This is a genomic window from Hungatella hominis (genome assembly GCF_014288005.1).
GTDB lineage: Bacteria > Bacillota > Clostridia > Lachnospirales > Lachnospiraceae > Hungatella > Hungatella effluvii.
Window position 1 is genome coordinate 149,904 of the sequence record NZ_JACOPB010000001.1, and the last position, 17,576, is coordinate 167,479.

11 protein-coding genes and 1 pseudogene are annotated in these 17,576 nt (G+C 42.1%); 7 read left to right on the forward strand and 5 right to left on the reverse strand.

What is annotated here, in order from left to right; all coding sequences use genetic code 11:
- Positions 1–8: 8 nt before the first annotated feature.
- From H8S75_RS00675 to H8S75_RS00705, 7 genes are all read left to right on the forward strand, one after another.
- Positions 9–4,217 (forward strand): hypothetical protein, encoded by a 4,209-nt coding sequence (locus H8S75_RS00675; RefSeq protein WP_187018530.1) that lies wholly within the window; start codon positions 9–11, stop codon positions 4,215–4,217.
- Positions 4,218–4,237: 20 nt separating this feature from the next.
- Positions 4,238–6,559 carry a BREX-4 system phosphatase PglZ gene (gene pglZ / locus H8S75_RS00680; protein ID WP_187018531.1) on the forward strand — a complete coding sequence of 774 codons (2,322 nt, stop codon included), beginning with the start codon at positions 4,238–4,240 and terminating at the stop codon, positions 6,557–6,559.
- A 16-nt stretch (positions 6,560–6,575) separates the two neighbouring features.
- The gene (brxL, locus tag H8S75_RS00685; RefSeq protein WP_187018533.1) at positions 6,576–8,099 is read left to right on the forward strand and encodes a BREX system Lon protease-like protein BrxL; all 1,524 of its coding nucleotides are present in this window, start codon (positions 6,576–6,578) and stop codon (positions 8,097–8,099) included.
- Positions 8,100–8,288: 189 nt separating this feature from the next.
- The gene (locus tag H8S75_RS00690) at positions 8,289–9,416 is read left to right on the forward strand and encodes a cysteine desulfurase family protein (protein ID WP_207729040.1); all 1,128 of its coding nucleotides are present in this window, start codon (positions 8,289–8,291) and stop codon (positions 9,414–9,416) included.
- Positions 9,417–9,425: 9 nt separating this feature from the next.
- Positions 9,426–10,403, forward strand: a complete 978-nt coding sequence (locus H8S75_RS00695) for a helix-turn-helix transcriptional regulator (RefSeq protein ID WP_187018535.1) — start codon at positions 9,426–9,428, stop codon at positions 10,401–10,403.
- A 535-nt stretch (positions 10,404–10,938) separates the two neighbouring features.
- Entirely contained in the window at positions 10,939–11,499 is a 561-nt protein-coding gene (locus H8S75_RS00700) for a hypothetical protein (RefSeq protein ID WP_187018537.1), read from the forward strand.
- A gap of 316 nt (positions 11,500–11,815) precedes the next feature.
- The gene (locus H8S75_RS00705; protein WP_187018539.1) at positions 11,816–12,940 is read left to right on the forward strand and encodes a Fic family protein; all 1,125 of its coding nucleotides are present in this window, start codon (positions 11,816–11,818) and stop codon (positions 12,938–12,940) included.
- A 301-nt stretch (positions 12,941–13,241) separates the two neighbouring features.
- On the opposite strand, the pseudogene H8S75_RS00710 reads toward H8S75_RS00705, so the two are convergent.
- From H8S75_RS00710 to H8S75_RS00730, 5 genes and pseudogenes are all read right to left on the reverse strand, one after another.
- Positions 13,242–14,723 (reverse strand): annotated as a pseudogene (locus H8S75_RS00710) (recombinase family protein).
- Between the two features lie 89 nt (positions 14,724–14,812).
- Positions 14,813–14,992, reverse strand: coding sequence for a hypothetical protein (locus tag H8S75_RS00715; protein WP_187018540.1), 180 nt, complete (start codon positions 14,990–14,992; stop codon positions 14,813–14,815).
- Positions 14,993–15,359: 367 nt separating this feature from the next.
- The gene (locus H8S75_RS00720) at positions 15,360–15,749 is read right to left on the reverse strand and encodes a response regulator (RefSeq protein WP_187018542.1); all 390 of its coding nucleotides are present in this window, start codon (positions 15,747–15,749) and stop codon (positions 15,360–15,362) included.
- 218 nt (positions 15,750–15,967) lie between these two features.
- Entirely contained in the window at positions 15,968–17,002 is a 1,035-nt protein-coding gene (locus tag H8S75_RS00725) for a GNAT family N-acetyltransferase (protein WP_207729042.1), read from the reverse strand.
- Positions 16,999–17,565 (reverse strand): PadR family transcriptional regulator, encoded by a 567-nt coding sequence (locus tag H8S75_RS00730; RefSeq protein ID WP_187018544.1) that lies wholly within the window; start codon positions 17,563–17,565, stop codon positions 16,999–17,001. Before H8S75_RS00730 ends, H8S75_RS00725 begins: the two co-directional genes overlap by 4 nt.
- Between the last annotated feature and the right edge of the window lie 11 nt (positions 17,566–17,576).

Consider the following 17,576-nt stretch of genomic DNA (forward strand, 5'->3'; position numbering starts at 1 on the left):
GAGAACAAATGCCTACGAGGTTATACCAGGATTACATAAAGGTTGATCCTAACTTTATTCCGGTATTCAGTAGTAACAGCGACCGTGTTTATCCGGATAAATGGCAGTCTTTTTATCCGCATGATAGCTTTAAGACGATTCTTACAGGCGTTGTGCAAATGCTCGAAAAGAGCTCTGCGACAAAGGACATGCCGCAGTGGATGAGTGGTGCATACGGCACAGGTAAGACCTATGCGTCTTTTACAATCAAACACATCCTAGAAGATCAGCTTGAAAGTGTGGAGCCTTACTTTACGCAGAATCATATGGAGGCTCTTTGGGCTCGAGTAAAAGGTATTCGCGCAAAGGGCAATATTCTTGTCGTACATAAAAGCTCATCTGCTGGCATAGACAGCCAAAATAAACTCTTTAACGCGATCACAGCCTCGGTGCGTGAAGCACTGATTTCCAGGGGCTACATTTACCCTGGCTCCGTCAGTCGTTACGACAAGGTTCTTTCTATCCTGAAGGACCCCAATTCATCCTTCAATTTTGCTGGTGCTTTTAATAAGTATAAGGCGAGATTTACAGAATATCCAGCCCCGGAAGATGTGATTGCTGACCTGGAGGAGCTCCCGCAGGAGGACACTATAGACCTTCTGGATACCGTTATCCAGATTGCAGAAGAAGAGAACTATAACTGGTCTTCCACACCAGAGGAGGTAATTAATTGGTTGGAAGATGTCCGCATTGGCAATGATCTCTATGCCATAGTTATGATGTGGGATGAGTTTACCGAGTTCTTTAAGAACAACCAGAATAATATAACCGGATTACAGGAGATTGCACACGCTGCCCCTCGCATTCGTTTCTATTTCTTCCTGATTACTCACAGCGATGTGAACCAGCTGATCGCCGACCAAAATGCCCGCAAAATTATGCAGGCCCGTTTTGTATCCAATCAGCTTCGCCTCGGCGAAAATACTGCTTTTACACTATTGGGACAAGCGCTCAGGCATGTAACTGATCTTCAACAGGAGTGGGATGGGGTTGTCGATACGCTTTGGGCATCTGTAAAGCGTGATAGCGTTGACCACATCAAAACTAAGGATTCCTCATTGCTGGATACAGATTTTAAAAACCTGTTCCCGATGCACCCTTATACCAGTTATCTTCTCAAATTTATCGCCCAGGATATCAGTTCTAACCAGAGAACGATGTTCCAGTTTCTCAGTGGCGACTATACTGGCAATGAAGCAGACAGAACAAACTTTAAGTGGTTTATTGAACATTTTGGGTTTGATTATGGTGCGTGGAACCTGCTTACTCCTGACTATCTTTGGGATTACTTTTTCTTTGCTGATAATGTTGACTTGGATGGCTCCTTTATGGAAGCTATCAGCCATTACAATAATTTCGAGAGCGTTTGTGGTATCGGAGAAAGCGGCGATAACTGTCGAAGAGTGCTGAAAGTTGCTTTGCTGTTGTCTGCGCTTCACACAAAAAATGGCAGCGTAAGCCGTTCCGGTGTCACATCCTTGTTGCGTCCAACTGCCCAAAATATAAAAGCTTGCTTTGTTGGAACACCTTTGGAAAACAGAGTGACCGAGTTCCTTGAAGTTTTTGTTAAAAAGGGCGTTTTAGGTTCTGTCGAGGACTTTAATGATACCCTCTATGTTATTACATCCGTCGCAATTGACAAGGATCGGATGGATAAGATGAAGGAAGATGTCCGCACGGAATTTCCGTTTGAAAAAATAATTCAGGATTCTACATATGGCGTAACAAAGCAGTTTGCCCCCAACGGATTTATGGCTGAACGTTGCGATGTAACGGTGATTACACCCAGTACCGCGAGAAACGCCGCCATCAAATATACGGTTGAAACCAATAAAATCGCTGTGTTCTATCTCTTTGCAAAGAACGAGGCGGAGCAAGGGAAAACTGCAGACGCCATTAGGTGTGTCTTTACTGAGATTTCTGAGCGATGCATAGTTGTTGACTTCACATCACTGCCATTTACCGAGGAGCGCTATGAGCGTTTTGTGGAGAGCAAGGCTAAGGAAAAATATTTTAAAAGCAGTCCGAACCAGCGAGATCAGATGAATTATGCAAAGAAGAGCTGCGAAGCCACTGTTAATGAGTGGACTCGTGCTCTTGTTACGGTTGCTCTGCGCGTTTACAGTAGACCTATGGAGTCTGCTGTTATTTCAGGTGGAACAAATCTTCGCAAGAAATTGACAGAGATGAATACGAATTTCTATGGTTGCGGACTTGAGGAAATCTCTCTGAATGATAAGCTCTTTGCCTCAAGTGGGTTTAAGGATGTTGTAGGTAAGATTGCAATGGGGAAAGAATCCATTCCAAACAACTATTCTTACCTGAAAAACATCTCAACCGTACTGGAACATGATGGTATTTGGTCAAACCCTGAATATTGGAAGGCTCAGCCTGAGCATGTTGTATCCAAGATGAAGCTCGCTGTCGAAGATATCATCCGCAAGGGCTTTGATAATAACAGTATGGTTTGCGTATCTGATATATGGAAAGCACTTACTTTGCCGCCGTTCGGCCTTCTTCCCTGCACGGGGGCTGTATTCCTTATGGCGTTTTTACTTAAGGACTATGCGGATACGAACTATTATAAACAGGATGTTAATAACAACACGGTCAGTCTTAATTATTCGGACCTGAGCGAACTTATTTACGGTGTCATCAAGGGGCTTCCTAAAGCAAAAGACCAGTACATTGTGCGTCAAAAGCCTGCCCACACCTCGTTCTGCAGAATTACAGGCGAGATTTTCAAGATTGCAAAGGATAAGAGAAACTCCATCAGTGATATCTCGAAAAATTTGAATATCAATCTGACCAACAATGTTTACCCTCTTTGGTCGCTTGCGTCCTATGTCGATGAGGAGATGGATGAGCATCCTATGCATGATGAGCTGATTCAGACTATTCAGCTGCTTTGTGAATTCGTTAATCCCGAACAACTTATTACGCGCGATAAAACAAAGGTTGCAGAGGAAATTAATGACCTATACATGAAAACTCCGGGTATAGATGTTGTTCTATCTTCTATTGTTCCGAGTGAGTGTCGGAAAGCCGGTATGATTTACTATATAGCCTTGCAGAAGCCAGAGCTTGCAATGCTCACCGCCAAGCTGAAGGTTGATAGCAATGAATATTTGGCTATGTTGACTCAAAAACTGTCTTCTGACTCCTCTTATCTGTGGCAGAAAGGTGATATCGACCATCAGATAGACAATCTCTATGTTGATTTCCGTCTGATAGACGCAATCAACGGCGTGCTTGCCACACCACAGAGACGGTACCAAGAAGCTCAAGAGGGACTTGTTGAGAAGCTCAATTATATCAAGGTTCCTGACGCAATGATTGAAGAGTATCATAGCAGTCTCAAACCGATCCTGCAACAGTTCTATGCAATCAGGAATAATGCAGTGACCGATAAGAGTGCGGCTGCGAACCTTATTGTCGGTATGACAGGGGACTTCCTGTCCTTCTTTAACAATCAGTTTGAGACCTTTGCTGAGGCTATCAAGCTGAAAGTAGACAGCAGAGTTACTAGTGAAGAACTTGAACACTTGTTTAGCAATGTTCCTTCCGGCATTCTGTTTAAGAAAGTCGATGAGTTTACCCTCACCATGAAACAAGAGCTTGAAAAGTTTCGAAAGAATCAGAAAATTGGTAAGCTTTTTACGTCATGGAAAACAAAAATGTCTACGAACTCTCCGGCTGAATGGTCGAAGGTTAATGGCATTCCAATTCTTTGTATGTTTCCGGATGACATTACGACAGCACAGCAGGTATTTGGGGCATTAAATAGGACGCTCAATTTGCCGTCAGAGGAAGCTATTGATCATGCAATCCAGTTTATCAATAGTTCTAAATTGGATATCCTCAGTGATTCAGCCAAATGTACAAGTGATTTTATTCAGTATTTCTGCGATGAGTACGCATATGTCGTGGAAGATGCTGACATATTGCGCGATACTCTACGTGAAGTTGCCGGAAATGATGTTTATGAGTGGTACTCTAAAAAAGCACAGTGTAGGTCTGCATTGTGTGAAATGGCTACCAATCGTTATAAGATTAAATACCGGGCCAAGGCGAAAGAAAGGGTTCATACCCTTACTGCCGAACAAGCACAGCGCTATCTTGAAAGCTTGATAGAGAACGATCCTTTGTTGGGGATTCGTATTCTTCAAGAAAAGTAATCTCTGGGGGGAGAGAAACGATGATTCGGTTTGAAGATATTGACGCACTGAGAAATTTTCTTCGTAAAGATAAAGATGAGGTTAGTCTCTGCCCTTTGCGATTTATCAATGTAGATTCCATGGAAATGTGGGTAAATGTTAAGAAAATGCTCCTTTCTATGTCCAAGAAGCATGTTTGCCTGTCTTCCTTCTGTCTGCAAGATGATACTACGCCCAATATGCGTAGATTTACCTCAAGTATAAAGGCTATTACAGAGAACGTCTGTGTTTCGCCTCTTTCTGAGTATCTGCGCGTTAATCCGGATATTGCAAAAAGCACAGTTATGGAATTGATTGCGAGAGAGTATCCAGGAAATAGTGACGGCAAGCTGCGCATTTATGTTCCAATGTATCGAATGAAGGATATTCTTCAAACCATTTCCAGCACGGATCCTAGAAAGAAGGATTGTATTCTTCTTCTTTCTACAGGGGAAGACTCAGACTACTCACTGACGGTTATACAGAAGGAATTGAAGATAAATGTTATCGGAAATGAAATTTTTGGATTTAAGCAGTATCTTCAATATTGGGAACAAAATCCAGATAAACCTTTAATCTTGCACACTGAGAATGCAATTTACTTCGTGGATAAAGTATTCTTAGATAATGTACAGGTTCTTGTTACTGCATTTGATTTGTTGTCAACATATTATCACCTGCCATCTGTTTATAATGAGTCTGATGGAACAGATGAATACTGGAAACGACTGGTAATATCAGTAGCTTCAGAGCAGTCATTTGAAACTGCGTGTTGTCATGAGCTCCTTATCAATAGATATACGTCCAAGTTATTCGATAAGTGGACTTCTTTTGACGATTTCCAAAGATGGTTACTTTGGCTATGGACGCGGATAAAGCATCCGGGCGGTTATCTTGAGCAGTGTGTGGTAAAGAGCAAAAGTATCGAGGATTTTAAGACGTTAATTTTCGATAATATCGTTAGCCTAATCGGCAATACGCAGTATAGTTCCTATTATTCTGAGCGCAAGGCATTGATTCAGAAAATGCAGCTTCCTGTTCCAATGTTTTTTGTGCAGTTAATTGCCCGGCTGTCTGTTCTTGATAAGCTGCGTGTTTTGACTGATCTAAGCTCCAAAGAGAGGGAAGTCATTTTTAATTCTCTTAAAGATGTTTCTGGGAGTGATCAAGCAGCTGCTATAGAAATACTAAAATTAACATACCCGGCACTCAGTGACTATTTGTATGAGACAGCCGATAGTGTTGTGGAGGACATGCCGGCAGATATAGCAGATTATTTTGCGCATTATCGGTGGTATAAAGCGGCAAATATTCTGCCAAAAGTATTTATGGAGCGTGTACAGGCTATTGCCGCCCTAAAGGGTGTCCCTGTATATGAACTCAAGGCACGTAATTTGATTGTTTCTGAAGAGTATGATGATAATACTGCCATTATTTTTGCTGACGGTATGGGGGTTGAGTATATTAATTATCTTTACTCAGTTCTGAGTCAATTAAAGGACGAAGGCTATCAAATCCGTACAAGAGTAGGATATTGTAACCTCCCATCCACGACTGAAATGAATAAGGATTTTCTTATAGGAAAGCGCGTTGTAGAAGAGTTATCTGATCCCGATGAAATGAAACACGGAAAAACTGCCTATCCTCGGACAATTGAGAACGAGCTGTTTTTCCTTAACTGTCTGAAAGAGAAAGTTAGGGCTGCATTCAGCTCTGATATTAGTCGTATAATCCTTACGACAGACCACGGAACCAGCCGCATGGCCGTTCTCGTTCGCTCCACCGAGTTTGACAAAAAAATACCGCCCAAGGGCCATACAATTTACAAATATGGACGCTATTGTGAAGGAACAGATATGGCAGCAGAAATAGATACAGCGATAGAATACGGCAGCAAGTTAATCTTTGCTGACTACCGAAGATTTGAACAAAAGGGCGCGCCGATAGACGAAATTCATGGAGGTGCGTCACTTGAAGAGTGGCTTGTTCCTGTTTTCATCATTGATAATTCTACAATTAGAAAAGCAAAGGTTGTTATCACGATTGTTCCGCCTGTTGGTCAGCTTCGGCCTGATTCAATGACCAAGATGGTTACCGTAAAATTTTTGCTTGAAAAGCATAGTGGAAATGATGTTTCCGTTCGTATCCATGGACAGAAAATACCTTGCCGGGTTACTGATTGTCAATACGAATTCAATTATAAGCCAGAGAAGAATGAAACTGTTGTTGATACGAAAGTTTATGTAGGTCCAGAGAATATCGGTGAATTTAAGTTTTTCGTAAAACAGGGAATCGCCCAGAACAAGAAGTTTGATTTAATTTAGTTGGAAGGAGGCTAAAATGGATAACAGTTATTTGAGTGCTCTTAATGTTCTCGAGACAAATCATACTCAAGCAGATATCGAGGAGCAGCTCAAGCGATATTTTGGAGATATGCTTGTATATAAGTCTCCTTCAAACTCTAAGTTTTTTTCCGCACTCAGTCTTCCCTCATTTATGCGTGACTGGTTAGTAATGCGTTTTTCAGATAGTGAGGGACATATTGACAAAGAGGAAGTCTCTTCATACGTTAAGCGGACAATCCCCAAAAAGGAACAATGGAATGATTTCCAGGTGGAACTATTGCATAATAATCAATCTGTCAGGTTTCTTACTAAAGTCAAAATTGATTTTGATACCGCTAATAGGCAAGCGCTATTTTCTCTCCCCGAATTTGGCGTTCCTCAGAAAAAAGGTGAGGCAGTTGTAGAATGGCACGTTATTGAGAAAAATAGAGATTATCTTCTAACTCCGACGGAAGTCTGGGGAATAGTTGAGCTCCTTTGTGACCTTGATGATAGCGGAAAAAAAACAATTATTAAGCTGGTTGATTTCACTCCTTTCTGTCCTTATACGATTGATTTAGAGTTTTATAAAGAGATGCGTCGATACTTCAGTGTAGGAGAATGGCTTGATGTGCTTTTAAGTGCAATCGATTATAATCCCGCTGGATATGTGACTAAGAAGCAAAAGTTATCAATGCTTAGCAGATTGCTTCCCTTCGTCGAAAAACGTATTAACTTGATTGAACTTGCTCCAAAGGAGACGGGTAAATCGTACCTCTTCTCTCAAATAAGCAAATATGGATGGTTGGTCAGTGGCGGAAGCATATCAAGAGCGAAGATGTTTTATGATATTAGCAAAAAGACCCCCGGTCTTGCTTCTAGATATGACTACGTTGCATTTGATGAGATACAAAGTATTAAATTTACAGACGCAATGGAGATGCAGGGAGCACTAAAAGGATATCTTGAAAGTGGAGAATATCGTGTGGGCGATTATCGCGGCGTAGGTGACGCGGGACTTATATTACTTGGTAATATCGACACCGAAAAAATGAATGTGGATCAGAACATGTTCTCTGACTTGCCGGAAATATTCCATGAGTCGGCACTATTAGACCGCTTTCATGGGTTTATTCGCGGTTGGGACATTCCGAAGATGAAAGAAAGTCTCAAAGCAAACGGATGGGCGCTTAACACAGAGTATTTCGGTGAAATCATTCATATGCTTCGAGATGAACTTGTGTATCGTGCTGTTGTTGATGAGCTACTTGAGCTGCCTAAAAATGCTGCAACACGTGATACTGAGGCAATCAAACGCATTTGTACAGGTTTCCTGAAATTGATATTTCCAAATGTGACGGACGTATCCAAACTGACGGATATTAATGAGTTTATCACATATTGCTTGGAGCCCGCCTTGGAGATGCGCCGTGTAATAAAGCGGCAGCTGGGAATTATCGATTATGGCGAATTTGGTCACTCAATGATTCCAAACATTAAAGTTAAGGAGGAATACCTCAATGCCTGCAAAGACTTGTAAGTATTGTAATGCACCTCTAAAGAGAGATTGGATCGCGCTCAATAAAAAACTGATCAGTCCTGAATTGAACGAGTTCATTTGCATAAGCTGTCTGGCTGATGACCTTGATTGCGAAGTTGAAGACTTAGAAATCAAAATAGAAGAATTTAAGGAACAGGGGTGCACTCTTTTCAAGTAGAGGAGATATATATGATTTATGCAGATAATGCGGCAACGACAAAATTGGATATTGAGGTCTTTGAGGCAATGAAGCCATATTTGCTGGATCAGTATGCCAACGCTTCGCAGCCATATTCTTACGCACGGACTGCAAAAAAAGCGCTCAAAGAGGCGCGGGAAATAATCGCGCTGTCAATAGGCGCCAAGCCGGAAGAGATTTATTTTACTTCTGGCGGCACTGAAAGCGACAATTGGGCGATAAAAGGAACGATGCTTTCACCTGGCGAGAGGAAAGAGGTAATAACCTCGGAGATAGAGCATCATGCCGTACTAAACTCTGTTGAGTCAATTAAAAATCTTGGCTTTTCAGTTAGATATCTCTCCGTAGATTCCTTTGGAATCGTTCAGCCTGAAACACTTCGACAGACAATATCAAGTCAATCAAAACTCGTTTCGGTAATGTTGTCAAATAATGAGGTTGGAACAATTGAACCGATAGCAGAATTGACTGAGATTGCTCATTCACAGGGAGCTTTTTTTCATACAGATGCGGTGCAAAGCATTGGTCATATTCCCGTTGATGTGAAAGCGCTTGGTATTGATATGTTATCTGCTTCTGCACATAAATTTAACGGTCCTAAAGGCGTAGGTTTCCTTTATGTCAGAGAAGGAGTGCGAATTCTTCCGTTCATTGATGGTGGAGCTCAGGAATACGGCAAGCGCGCTGGAACAGAAAATGTTGCTTCCATTGTTGGAATGGCAGCAGCTCTTGAGCGAAGTTGTTCTAACATTGAGTATAATGCTTCATACTTAAATCGACTGGAGACACTGTTGCTGTCCATTTTGACTGAAGCAAAAATCGATTATTTGAGAAATGGAGCCGCGCTTTGTGTTCCCGGGAATATAAGTCTATCTTTTAAGGGCGCACGAGATGAGATGCTGTTACATAGACTCGATTTAATGGGAATATGTATTTCTACCGGTTCAGCTTGCGACAGCAAAAACACACAGATTTCCCATGTGCTGCGCGCGATGAACATTCCTGAAGGATATGCACCAGGAACTATCCGCGTTTCTCTTGGAAAGGATAACACTGAGGAAGATGTTAGGAAAATAGGTAATGCCCTGATAAAAACTTTGAGGTCCATCCAGCAATAGGGGGCTTATATGGTTAATAGGAATAAACTTCGATTATTGTATTTATATCAATATCTTGTTCAAAACACAGATGCAGCTCATCCGTTATCTACGGTTGAACTTATTAATATACTTAAAACGCAATATGGACTTTCAGTGAGTAGAAATACAATTAGTGATGATTTGAATGTGTTACATGATTGTGGCCTCCGAATTGAGCACTACGAATCTACTCAAAATAAGTATTATTATGATGGACAAGCGTATAGTATTGCGGAACTAAAATTGTTGGCAGATGCCATTGCATCATCAAGATTTATCACGCAACGCAAAAGCGAATCGCTTATAGTAAAACTATCAACACTGGCCAATGTAAAAAATGCTTCAATGTTACAGCGACATGTATATGTTGCAAACAGGGTTAAATCTGATAATGAATGCGGCTATTCTAGCGTCGATGCGATAAATGAAGCTATCCACTATAAGAAGAAGATTTTATTCAAATATACAGAGTTCGATGAAGATAGACATAGGGTTGTATCAAACAATGGAAGTGAATATATTGTAAGCCCATATACCCTCATATGGGATGGCGCTTACTATTATGTTTGTGGCTACTGTGATGAATGCCAAACTATGAGAAGTTTTCGACTTGATCGCATTGAATCGAGTCTATTAATCCTTGATGAGTTTGCGGTTATGGCTCCTAGAGATTACAATCCTGCTAATTATCGCAAAGCGGTCTTTCGTATGTTTGAAACGGATGAACCTATCGAGGTGGAAATGGTCTGTGATATCAACGTAATGCAATATCTAATTGACAATTTTGGTGTTGATTTTATTACAGAGCCGATTGACGAAAAGACATTTAAGGCCAAGGTCTTTGTATGTACAAGTGCAATATTTTTTCGATGGGTATTTGGATTTGATGGTCTGATTAAAATATTAAGTCCAAACAGTGTTGTTCTTGAATATAGGCAAATGCTAACTCGTGCGCTGGAAGTCTAATAAAACTATTCATTCTAAAAACTGTTGAAAATATAGTATTCGTCAATATACTCTAGAAAATTGTATGTAATATGTTTGTCTTGGTTACGGCGATCTTTTGTCTGTTGATAAAACAATGAGTGAATACAGAAAATATAAAACCAGAACCCTTAGTAATGGGGAAGGATTATTTGGATTAAATAAAAAGCTGGAACAGAAAACGGATGAGAGTTGAACGGTTGCTTTGATTCGTGGTGTAAATAAAGTAAGAAAAGAAACTTGAAACTCCGCCAAGGGCGCGCCACGTCTTTTATACATCATTATTATCCGCTCAACACACTGCGAGGTTTGTGTCGAATTGTGTCGGAAATAGGGATATAAATACTTTAATAAGTATCAAATAAATATTTGGTATGAGAAGAACTATCAAGAGAAACTTATAAAGACTTCAGATACATTAAGTGATTTATCAGCTGCATATTCAATAAGTTTTCCTAAAGATTATTTCTTCGATGGTATACTCAGTAAATATCCGATTATTGTGAACAATTTTGATTTGACAGATAGTGATAAACTTATGCATCTCTTGTATCTATGCACCCCTTTTGCAGAATTAGAATATGATTATTTGCTTCTCTTATTTTGCAACAAACCTAATGTGTTAATTCCTAGTGGGCTTAAGATTCCAAAGAATTTTTTGGGGACACTAAAACAATGTGTCGAAAATGATGATGAGTCTTTGGTAGATGAATTGGGTCTGCCTTTTCCTATAGAGGTTACATCGCAGATTGTGGATTGTTTTGCCAATGTATATGATGTTGAAAAACCTGCTGTTACAGGATACGAAAATGTTGACCGTGTAGGCGAACTGTTATGGGCTTTCTCAAAATCTAGACAAGTGCTAACTAACTATCAGGATGAAGCGTATTTTATTAGTATTGAAAAGAAGTATAAAGACGAAATTTTAAAACTTCTTAGTGATATTAGCGACAAAATTGTAGATGAGCATTTTACTGAAATCTCAAATATTTGCAAGGCTGTATTTGAAGGAGATGAATTTTTGGATGTAGAACTAAATGCATTTTACAATAATCTCAACAGCCTTTGCTTGAATTAACTCCAATTAGCATATTTTTAGGGGAATTTTAGAAATGAGAACGCAGTGGCTGGAGAACGGAGAAAAATCTGAAAAATCAAATTAGGAGGCTCTAATTCACCTAAATGACAGGACAAATAATGAGTACTAAAATAATACGGTGTCCAGTAGGGCGCGAATTACAATGGCTTCTCAAAGGGCAACCTGCGCCTTTCGGGAATCTTTTTACAGCCTCAACACACTGCGAAGTCTGCGTGGAATTGCGCCGGAAAAATGAAAAAACGATTAAATAAACGAATATAAAATTCTAAAAAATAAATTGGCGGGAGGTATTATTGTGGATCAGGATCCTTTCAAAGAGTACCTTATACAAACAGAACCAAATAAAAGAGATAAGGGATATGCCTGGCACACTGCAATCGGATTGCAGGCGGTGGATGGTTTAAAAACTTCTAAATATTTGTTGGATACTGCGATTCAAAATATTGAAGGGCAGATAACGCTTGATGAAGCTCAGAAATTATTGGATGCCTATTATGAAGAAAACCCAAGAACTGATGAGAATGTAAGAACAGAAGAGGCCGATAAAGTTTCTGTGAGAATTGCAAAGCTGCTTTCTGAAAAAGCATTTTCTTTCACACCGAATGAGTATCTATCTATTCACAGGAAATTGTTTGCTGGAATCTATGGACATGCAGGAAAAATCCGTGATTATAATATTACGAAAAAGGAATGGGTATTAGACGGAGAAACAGTTCTTTATGGAAGCGCATCGGAGCTTAGAGCAACATTAGAGTATGATTTTTCGCAGGAGAAGAATTACAGCTATAAAGGATTATCGATGGATGAGATTATTCATCACCTGGCTATTTTTGTTTCAAGATTATGGCAGAATCATATTTTTGGAGAGGGTAATACGAGAACAACAGCGGTATTCTTTATCAAATATCTGTGTACTTTAGGATTTGATGCAACGAATGACATTTTTGCGGAGAATGCATGGTATTTCAGAAATGCTCTTGTTCGAGCTAATTATAATAATCTGACAAAAGGAATTCATGAGACTACTGAGTATTTGGAATTGTTTTTAGAAAATTTGTTATGTGGTGAACATCATGAACTGCACAATCGGACTTTACATGTAAGTGGACGATATAAACATGATCAAAAATCGGACATTAAAACTAAAAAATCGGACATTGAAACTAAAAAACCGGATATTCATATATGGGAAATATATGGAGAATCGCTGGAGGCGTTTACATCAAAAACATTGGTCCATATTCAAAGTATGTATAATTTCTTTGGAGTAAACGTTGTATTTGGCAGATCAGATATGCAGAAGATAACAAAGCTTGGTGCTAGCAGAGCCTCTGATTTGCTGAAAGATTTGGTTCATGCACAGATTATAGAAGCAGTTGCTGGATATGGTAAGGGGAAATACAGGTTTTGTAAGAAATAAAGAAGAAAGCGTGCATCGGATATCTATACAACCAGTACTGATTATGAATTGTATTAAGCAGTAATATGTCATGATTTTACGCCAAGGACAGACTATGCTTTTTGCATATCTGAATCACCGCTTCCATCAATACGGAAAGTATTGTACTGTTGTCCAAACTATTGTCGATTGATAAATTAAAGGAAAGCTAAAACGGAATACACTGGAGAGTTGAACGTAATAATAGGATATTCGAGGCAGGAAGAGTTTTGTGGATTAGATAAGTATTTTTGACAATGGTATAATGCGAAGTGACAAAGACTTAGAGTTTCCAATGTATCACGACCTGCTCACTTGTGGCCTGCACCTGTGAAACAAGCGTGTCAAGCACCCGGCACTTATCGTCAAAGTCAACGGACTCCCAATCTTTGAGATAGCCCGTTATGCTATCGACCTGCGAGGACGAAACGGAATTAGCAATCAGATCAGCCACCAGCTTCACCTGTGTCTGCCGCTTCGCGTCCAATTCCTCGATGCGGCTGTTGGCGTATTGTAGCAAGGTGGGATTTGCGCTCGACAGCGTATCCAGCAGTTTTTCAATCTCGCCCTCGGTTTTGGCAAGCGCGGCGCGGGCGGCGGTCAGCTTCGGATTGTAGCTTGCGGCTTTGCCGCCCTTCAGCGTTTGGAACACCCGCATTTTCTTAACCATTTCATCGTAAATGGATTGTTCCAATTCATGCTTTGTCAGAGTGCCCGCGCCTTGGCAGCCCTTGTTTTCCGTCCGTTGCTTGCACCGGAGATATGTAGTGCCATTGGGCGCGTTGAGACTTGCGAGGGCATATCCGCAACAGCCGCACTTGATTTTTCCGGCCAGCCATGTATTATGGCATTTGCGGCCATTTTGGAACGTGGTGTTCTGTGACAGCTTGTGCTGGACGGCCAGCCAGAGCCCCGAGGGAATCCGGCCCTTGTAGGGCGCGATGACGAGGATCGGCTCCTCACCCTCCCGGCCCTGGTACAGATAGCATCCAAACTCGCCAGTGAACAGCTCCGGCGGGCTTTCAATTTTTACGCCCTGGGCCTTGAAGTATTCGTAAATATCCATATCAGCCTGGACGTAAACCGGGTTCCGTAAAAGCTGGGCCAAAAAACCGCGCTTGAGCGTTTTCCCATATACCAGAATGTTCTGCGTGGTGAAGTACCGGGTAATGTCGCCGTGTGAGTGCTCCGGCTCCGCGTACATTTAATACATCATCTTGGCGTAATCCATTTCCGCGTTTTCCACCATCTTTTTTGTTTTAATCCCGTCCATGACGATGGGCTCCAGGTCAAAACCGTAAGCCGCCCGGCCACGCATATAGTAGCCTTTGGCACACCGGGAGTAAAAAGCGTCCGTGACTCGCATTTGGATGCTTTCCCGCTCCAGTTGGGCAAACACGATGCAGATATTGAGCATGGCCCGGCCCATGGGGGTTGAGGTGTCAAACTTCACCGTGCAGGAGACAAACTCCACATGGTACTGCTTGAATAGTTCCATGAGCTTTGCAAAGTCCACGATGGAGCGGCTGATCCTGTCCAGCTTGTAGACAATCACCCGCCTAATCAGTCCGGCCTTGATGTCCCGCAAAAGCCGCTGGAAGTCGGGGCGGTCAATGTTCTTGCTCGAAAATCCCTTGTCCTTGTATTCCTTGCCCTCACCGCCTTTTAATTCAAATCGGCAAAACTCAAACTGACTTTCAATGCTGATGCTTTCCTTTTTGTCGATGGATTGTCTGCCATAAATTGCGTCTATTCTGTTATCCATAATGAGCTCCCTTCCTGTTGGAACAGGAGCCTACCTACAATTATATTATAACTCTGCTGGTCCCCTAGCATAAGGATGTCACGGAACGGCTAACCCCGCCGCCCGCTGGCGTACTTGCTGAACACATCAAAAAGACGATGCTCAATTTCCTGTTTTCGCTTTTCCCGCTCCTTCGGGGGAAGAACAGGGGTCATGTTTTTGATGATGATTGTCCGCTCTCCGTAAGCGGCGGTTTTGACCTCGCTATCATATTTCACTGCCTGCAACATAAAATCCCTCCCATAGTCTCAGGATCATTACACATGCGCCGAAGGGCCAGCACCGTAAACGTGCTGGCCCTTCGGCTTGGTTCCACCTCTGGACAAAATGTCTCGAAGCTGATAAAGAACAGGAGCACCGCGCCGGTGTTTTTGGCCCGTCATAAGACAACAAGTAGCGGCACGACGCTCCCCGCACAATCGGAACGGTTCAGCCCGGAGGGACAGGCGGTCAGCCTGTCCAGGCTCGGATCGTGGCCGTGGGACGGCCCGTCCCACTTGCGGCGTTGGTGTTATCCGCTCGTCCCCCCGTGGAGAGGAAGTAAATACTTCTCTCTACTTATCAACTGGACTTAGGGCCTGTTTTTTACCCCTGGGGTTAAAAGTTTTTTAAATATTTTTTCATGGTCTCCAGCCCCCGACTGATAGAGACAGAAACGCACTTTACACTCACGCCCTCGTCAGCGGCAATCTCCCGGAGCGTCTTTCCGAGAATGATGTGCGCGTCAATCCTCCGGCCCTGAGTATCGGGCAGGGAGTTGAGGGCATGGCACAGGCGCATAAACCGGAGCAGTTGGAGCCCGTCAGTTTCCGACAAGGAGATGTCCAGGATTACAAGCTCGTAATTATGCCGATTAAGGCGCTCGATGCCGTCTATCACCGACAGGGTATAATAAGCGCCGGTGCCGTACTCAGTCAAGGCGTACTTGATGGCTTTACAGTTTTTCAAATCGCTATCAATAATCAAAACTCTCTGCTCCGCGTTCATAGCGTAGTCCGCCTTCCCTGTTTATGGCTCTTTGCACTTCTGGACAAAATGTCCAAAAGTGACGGACAGCCTTGTTTATAAAATCTTTCTGTGTAACTCGTTACGCCTTATACCAATAAGGCGGCCTACGCCAAATGCTTATGGTAGATATTTATTGAATGCATTTTATGAAGTATGTAATATTTATTCGTTGAAAAGTCAAATAGTTTTGTGATTTGCTAAAGAAATAGCAGCACTGCTGATATAATGATGGTTATTGCGGATAGTCCCTTGCTGTACTCCCAAACCCGTTTCCCCCCAAAACTTGAAAACGGGTACACTGGCAGAGCATGAATTAGCAAAAAGTTTTTTCCAAAAGATAATACATAATGCCAAAATGCAAATTGTTCTTTTTGTAGGGCTGCCACACCAATCAGAAGCAATATCGCCAGCCATTCAAACAGGCCCTCTATCCCCATATCACGCCGAAAGTCGATGGCACGCCGATAGGAAACCGGATAAAACCGTCCCACAACGGGCCAGATTCCTCCCAGGACTGTCACCAAAATGGAAATGAGCAAGCCACCTCTGGTAGTGGAAAAATACCATTTTTCCCTTGAAAATAGAGTGCCTAGCAAGCCGCCAATTAGGGCGGTCGTCAAAAGCAGAAGGGTTGCTCCGGCGCGCAGACCAAAGTCCAGCGGAGAACCATCCAACGCCAAAGTGGGAAGAATGACGAGCAAATTCAGCAGCGCAAAAATACCGACTTCTTCAATCTGCGAATGGCTTTTATATGGTATGGTACTCCACAGGTGAAATCCTGTAGCAATGGCAAGCGTGCTTTTTAACCATAGGCGTATGGCGCTGGGTAAACCATAGTATTGTAAGAGCTTTATAAAACCAGTGACGTGGTAACCGTTATTTTCAAAAAGCTTCCAGGATGCTACATTATCGTCCCTAACCGTAGCAGTTACAGTTTCACAGCCCTGCTCTCTGAGATAAGCTGTGGCCCGTTTATAAAGCGCTCCTCCATTTCCCTCTCCTTCAAAGCCTTTTTTCACATATCCGGTTTCCACATACCCGATCTTTAGATTGTTTTTCGCCGGGAAGATCCGGAAGGAGGCCATTCCAACAATCTGATCATCTACAATGGCCAAAAATGCCTGTTTGGGTTTTTGAAAAGCCAAACGCTCAATTCGCCCAAAACTTGGTTTGCCTGTTTTCCACGCGAGAGATGCCTCGTCCTCACGCATCTCTCTCAATTCTATATTCATAAAGTTGTGTTCTCCTCCATCTTTTTCAAAAATTGACCAAACCACTCTATTTCAAAGTTAAAAGAGGCGATCCCGTAGTCCAATGTTGCCATCTGATACCGGAATCTGTCCATTGACTCTTTGTTGTACGCAATACTCTCGAGGTACGCCGCCTCGGATTTCAAAATATACTCCCGTAATGTTATCAGCTCTTTTTGCTCCGCCACTAGCTGTGAAAGATATGCTTGAACAAGAGGTCCCCTTTTTTCGGAACTCAACGTGCCTAAGAAAAATAGTTTGACCAACTCGATATTCTTCGCCTTTTTGTGGTTCATAGGCTGTTCCTCCCACTGAAAAAAAGCGTCCCGTCCCTCATCTGTAATGGTGTATGTCTTTTTGTTTTTCCCTTTTTCCACATGTTCTGTACAGGATATCATGTTTTTGGCAAGCAGCTTTTGCAGAGCAGTCTGAAAGCTGCCCGCGCTGTCTGAGCACATAAGAGCAAGATGATTTTTAATAAAGCTCCGCATCTCATATCCTGACATCGCTTTTATCATAAGAAGTCCTAAAATTATTTTTTCCAATCACAACACAC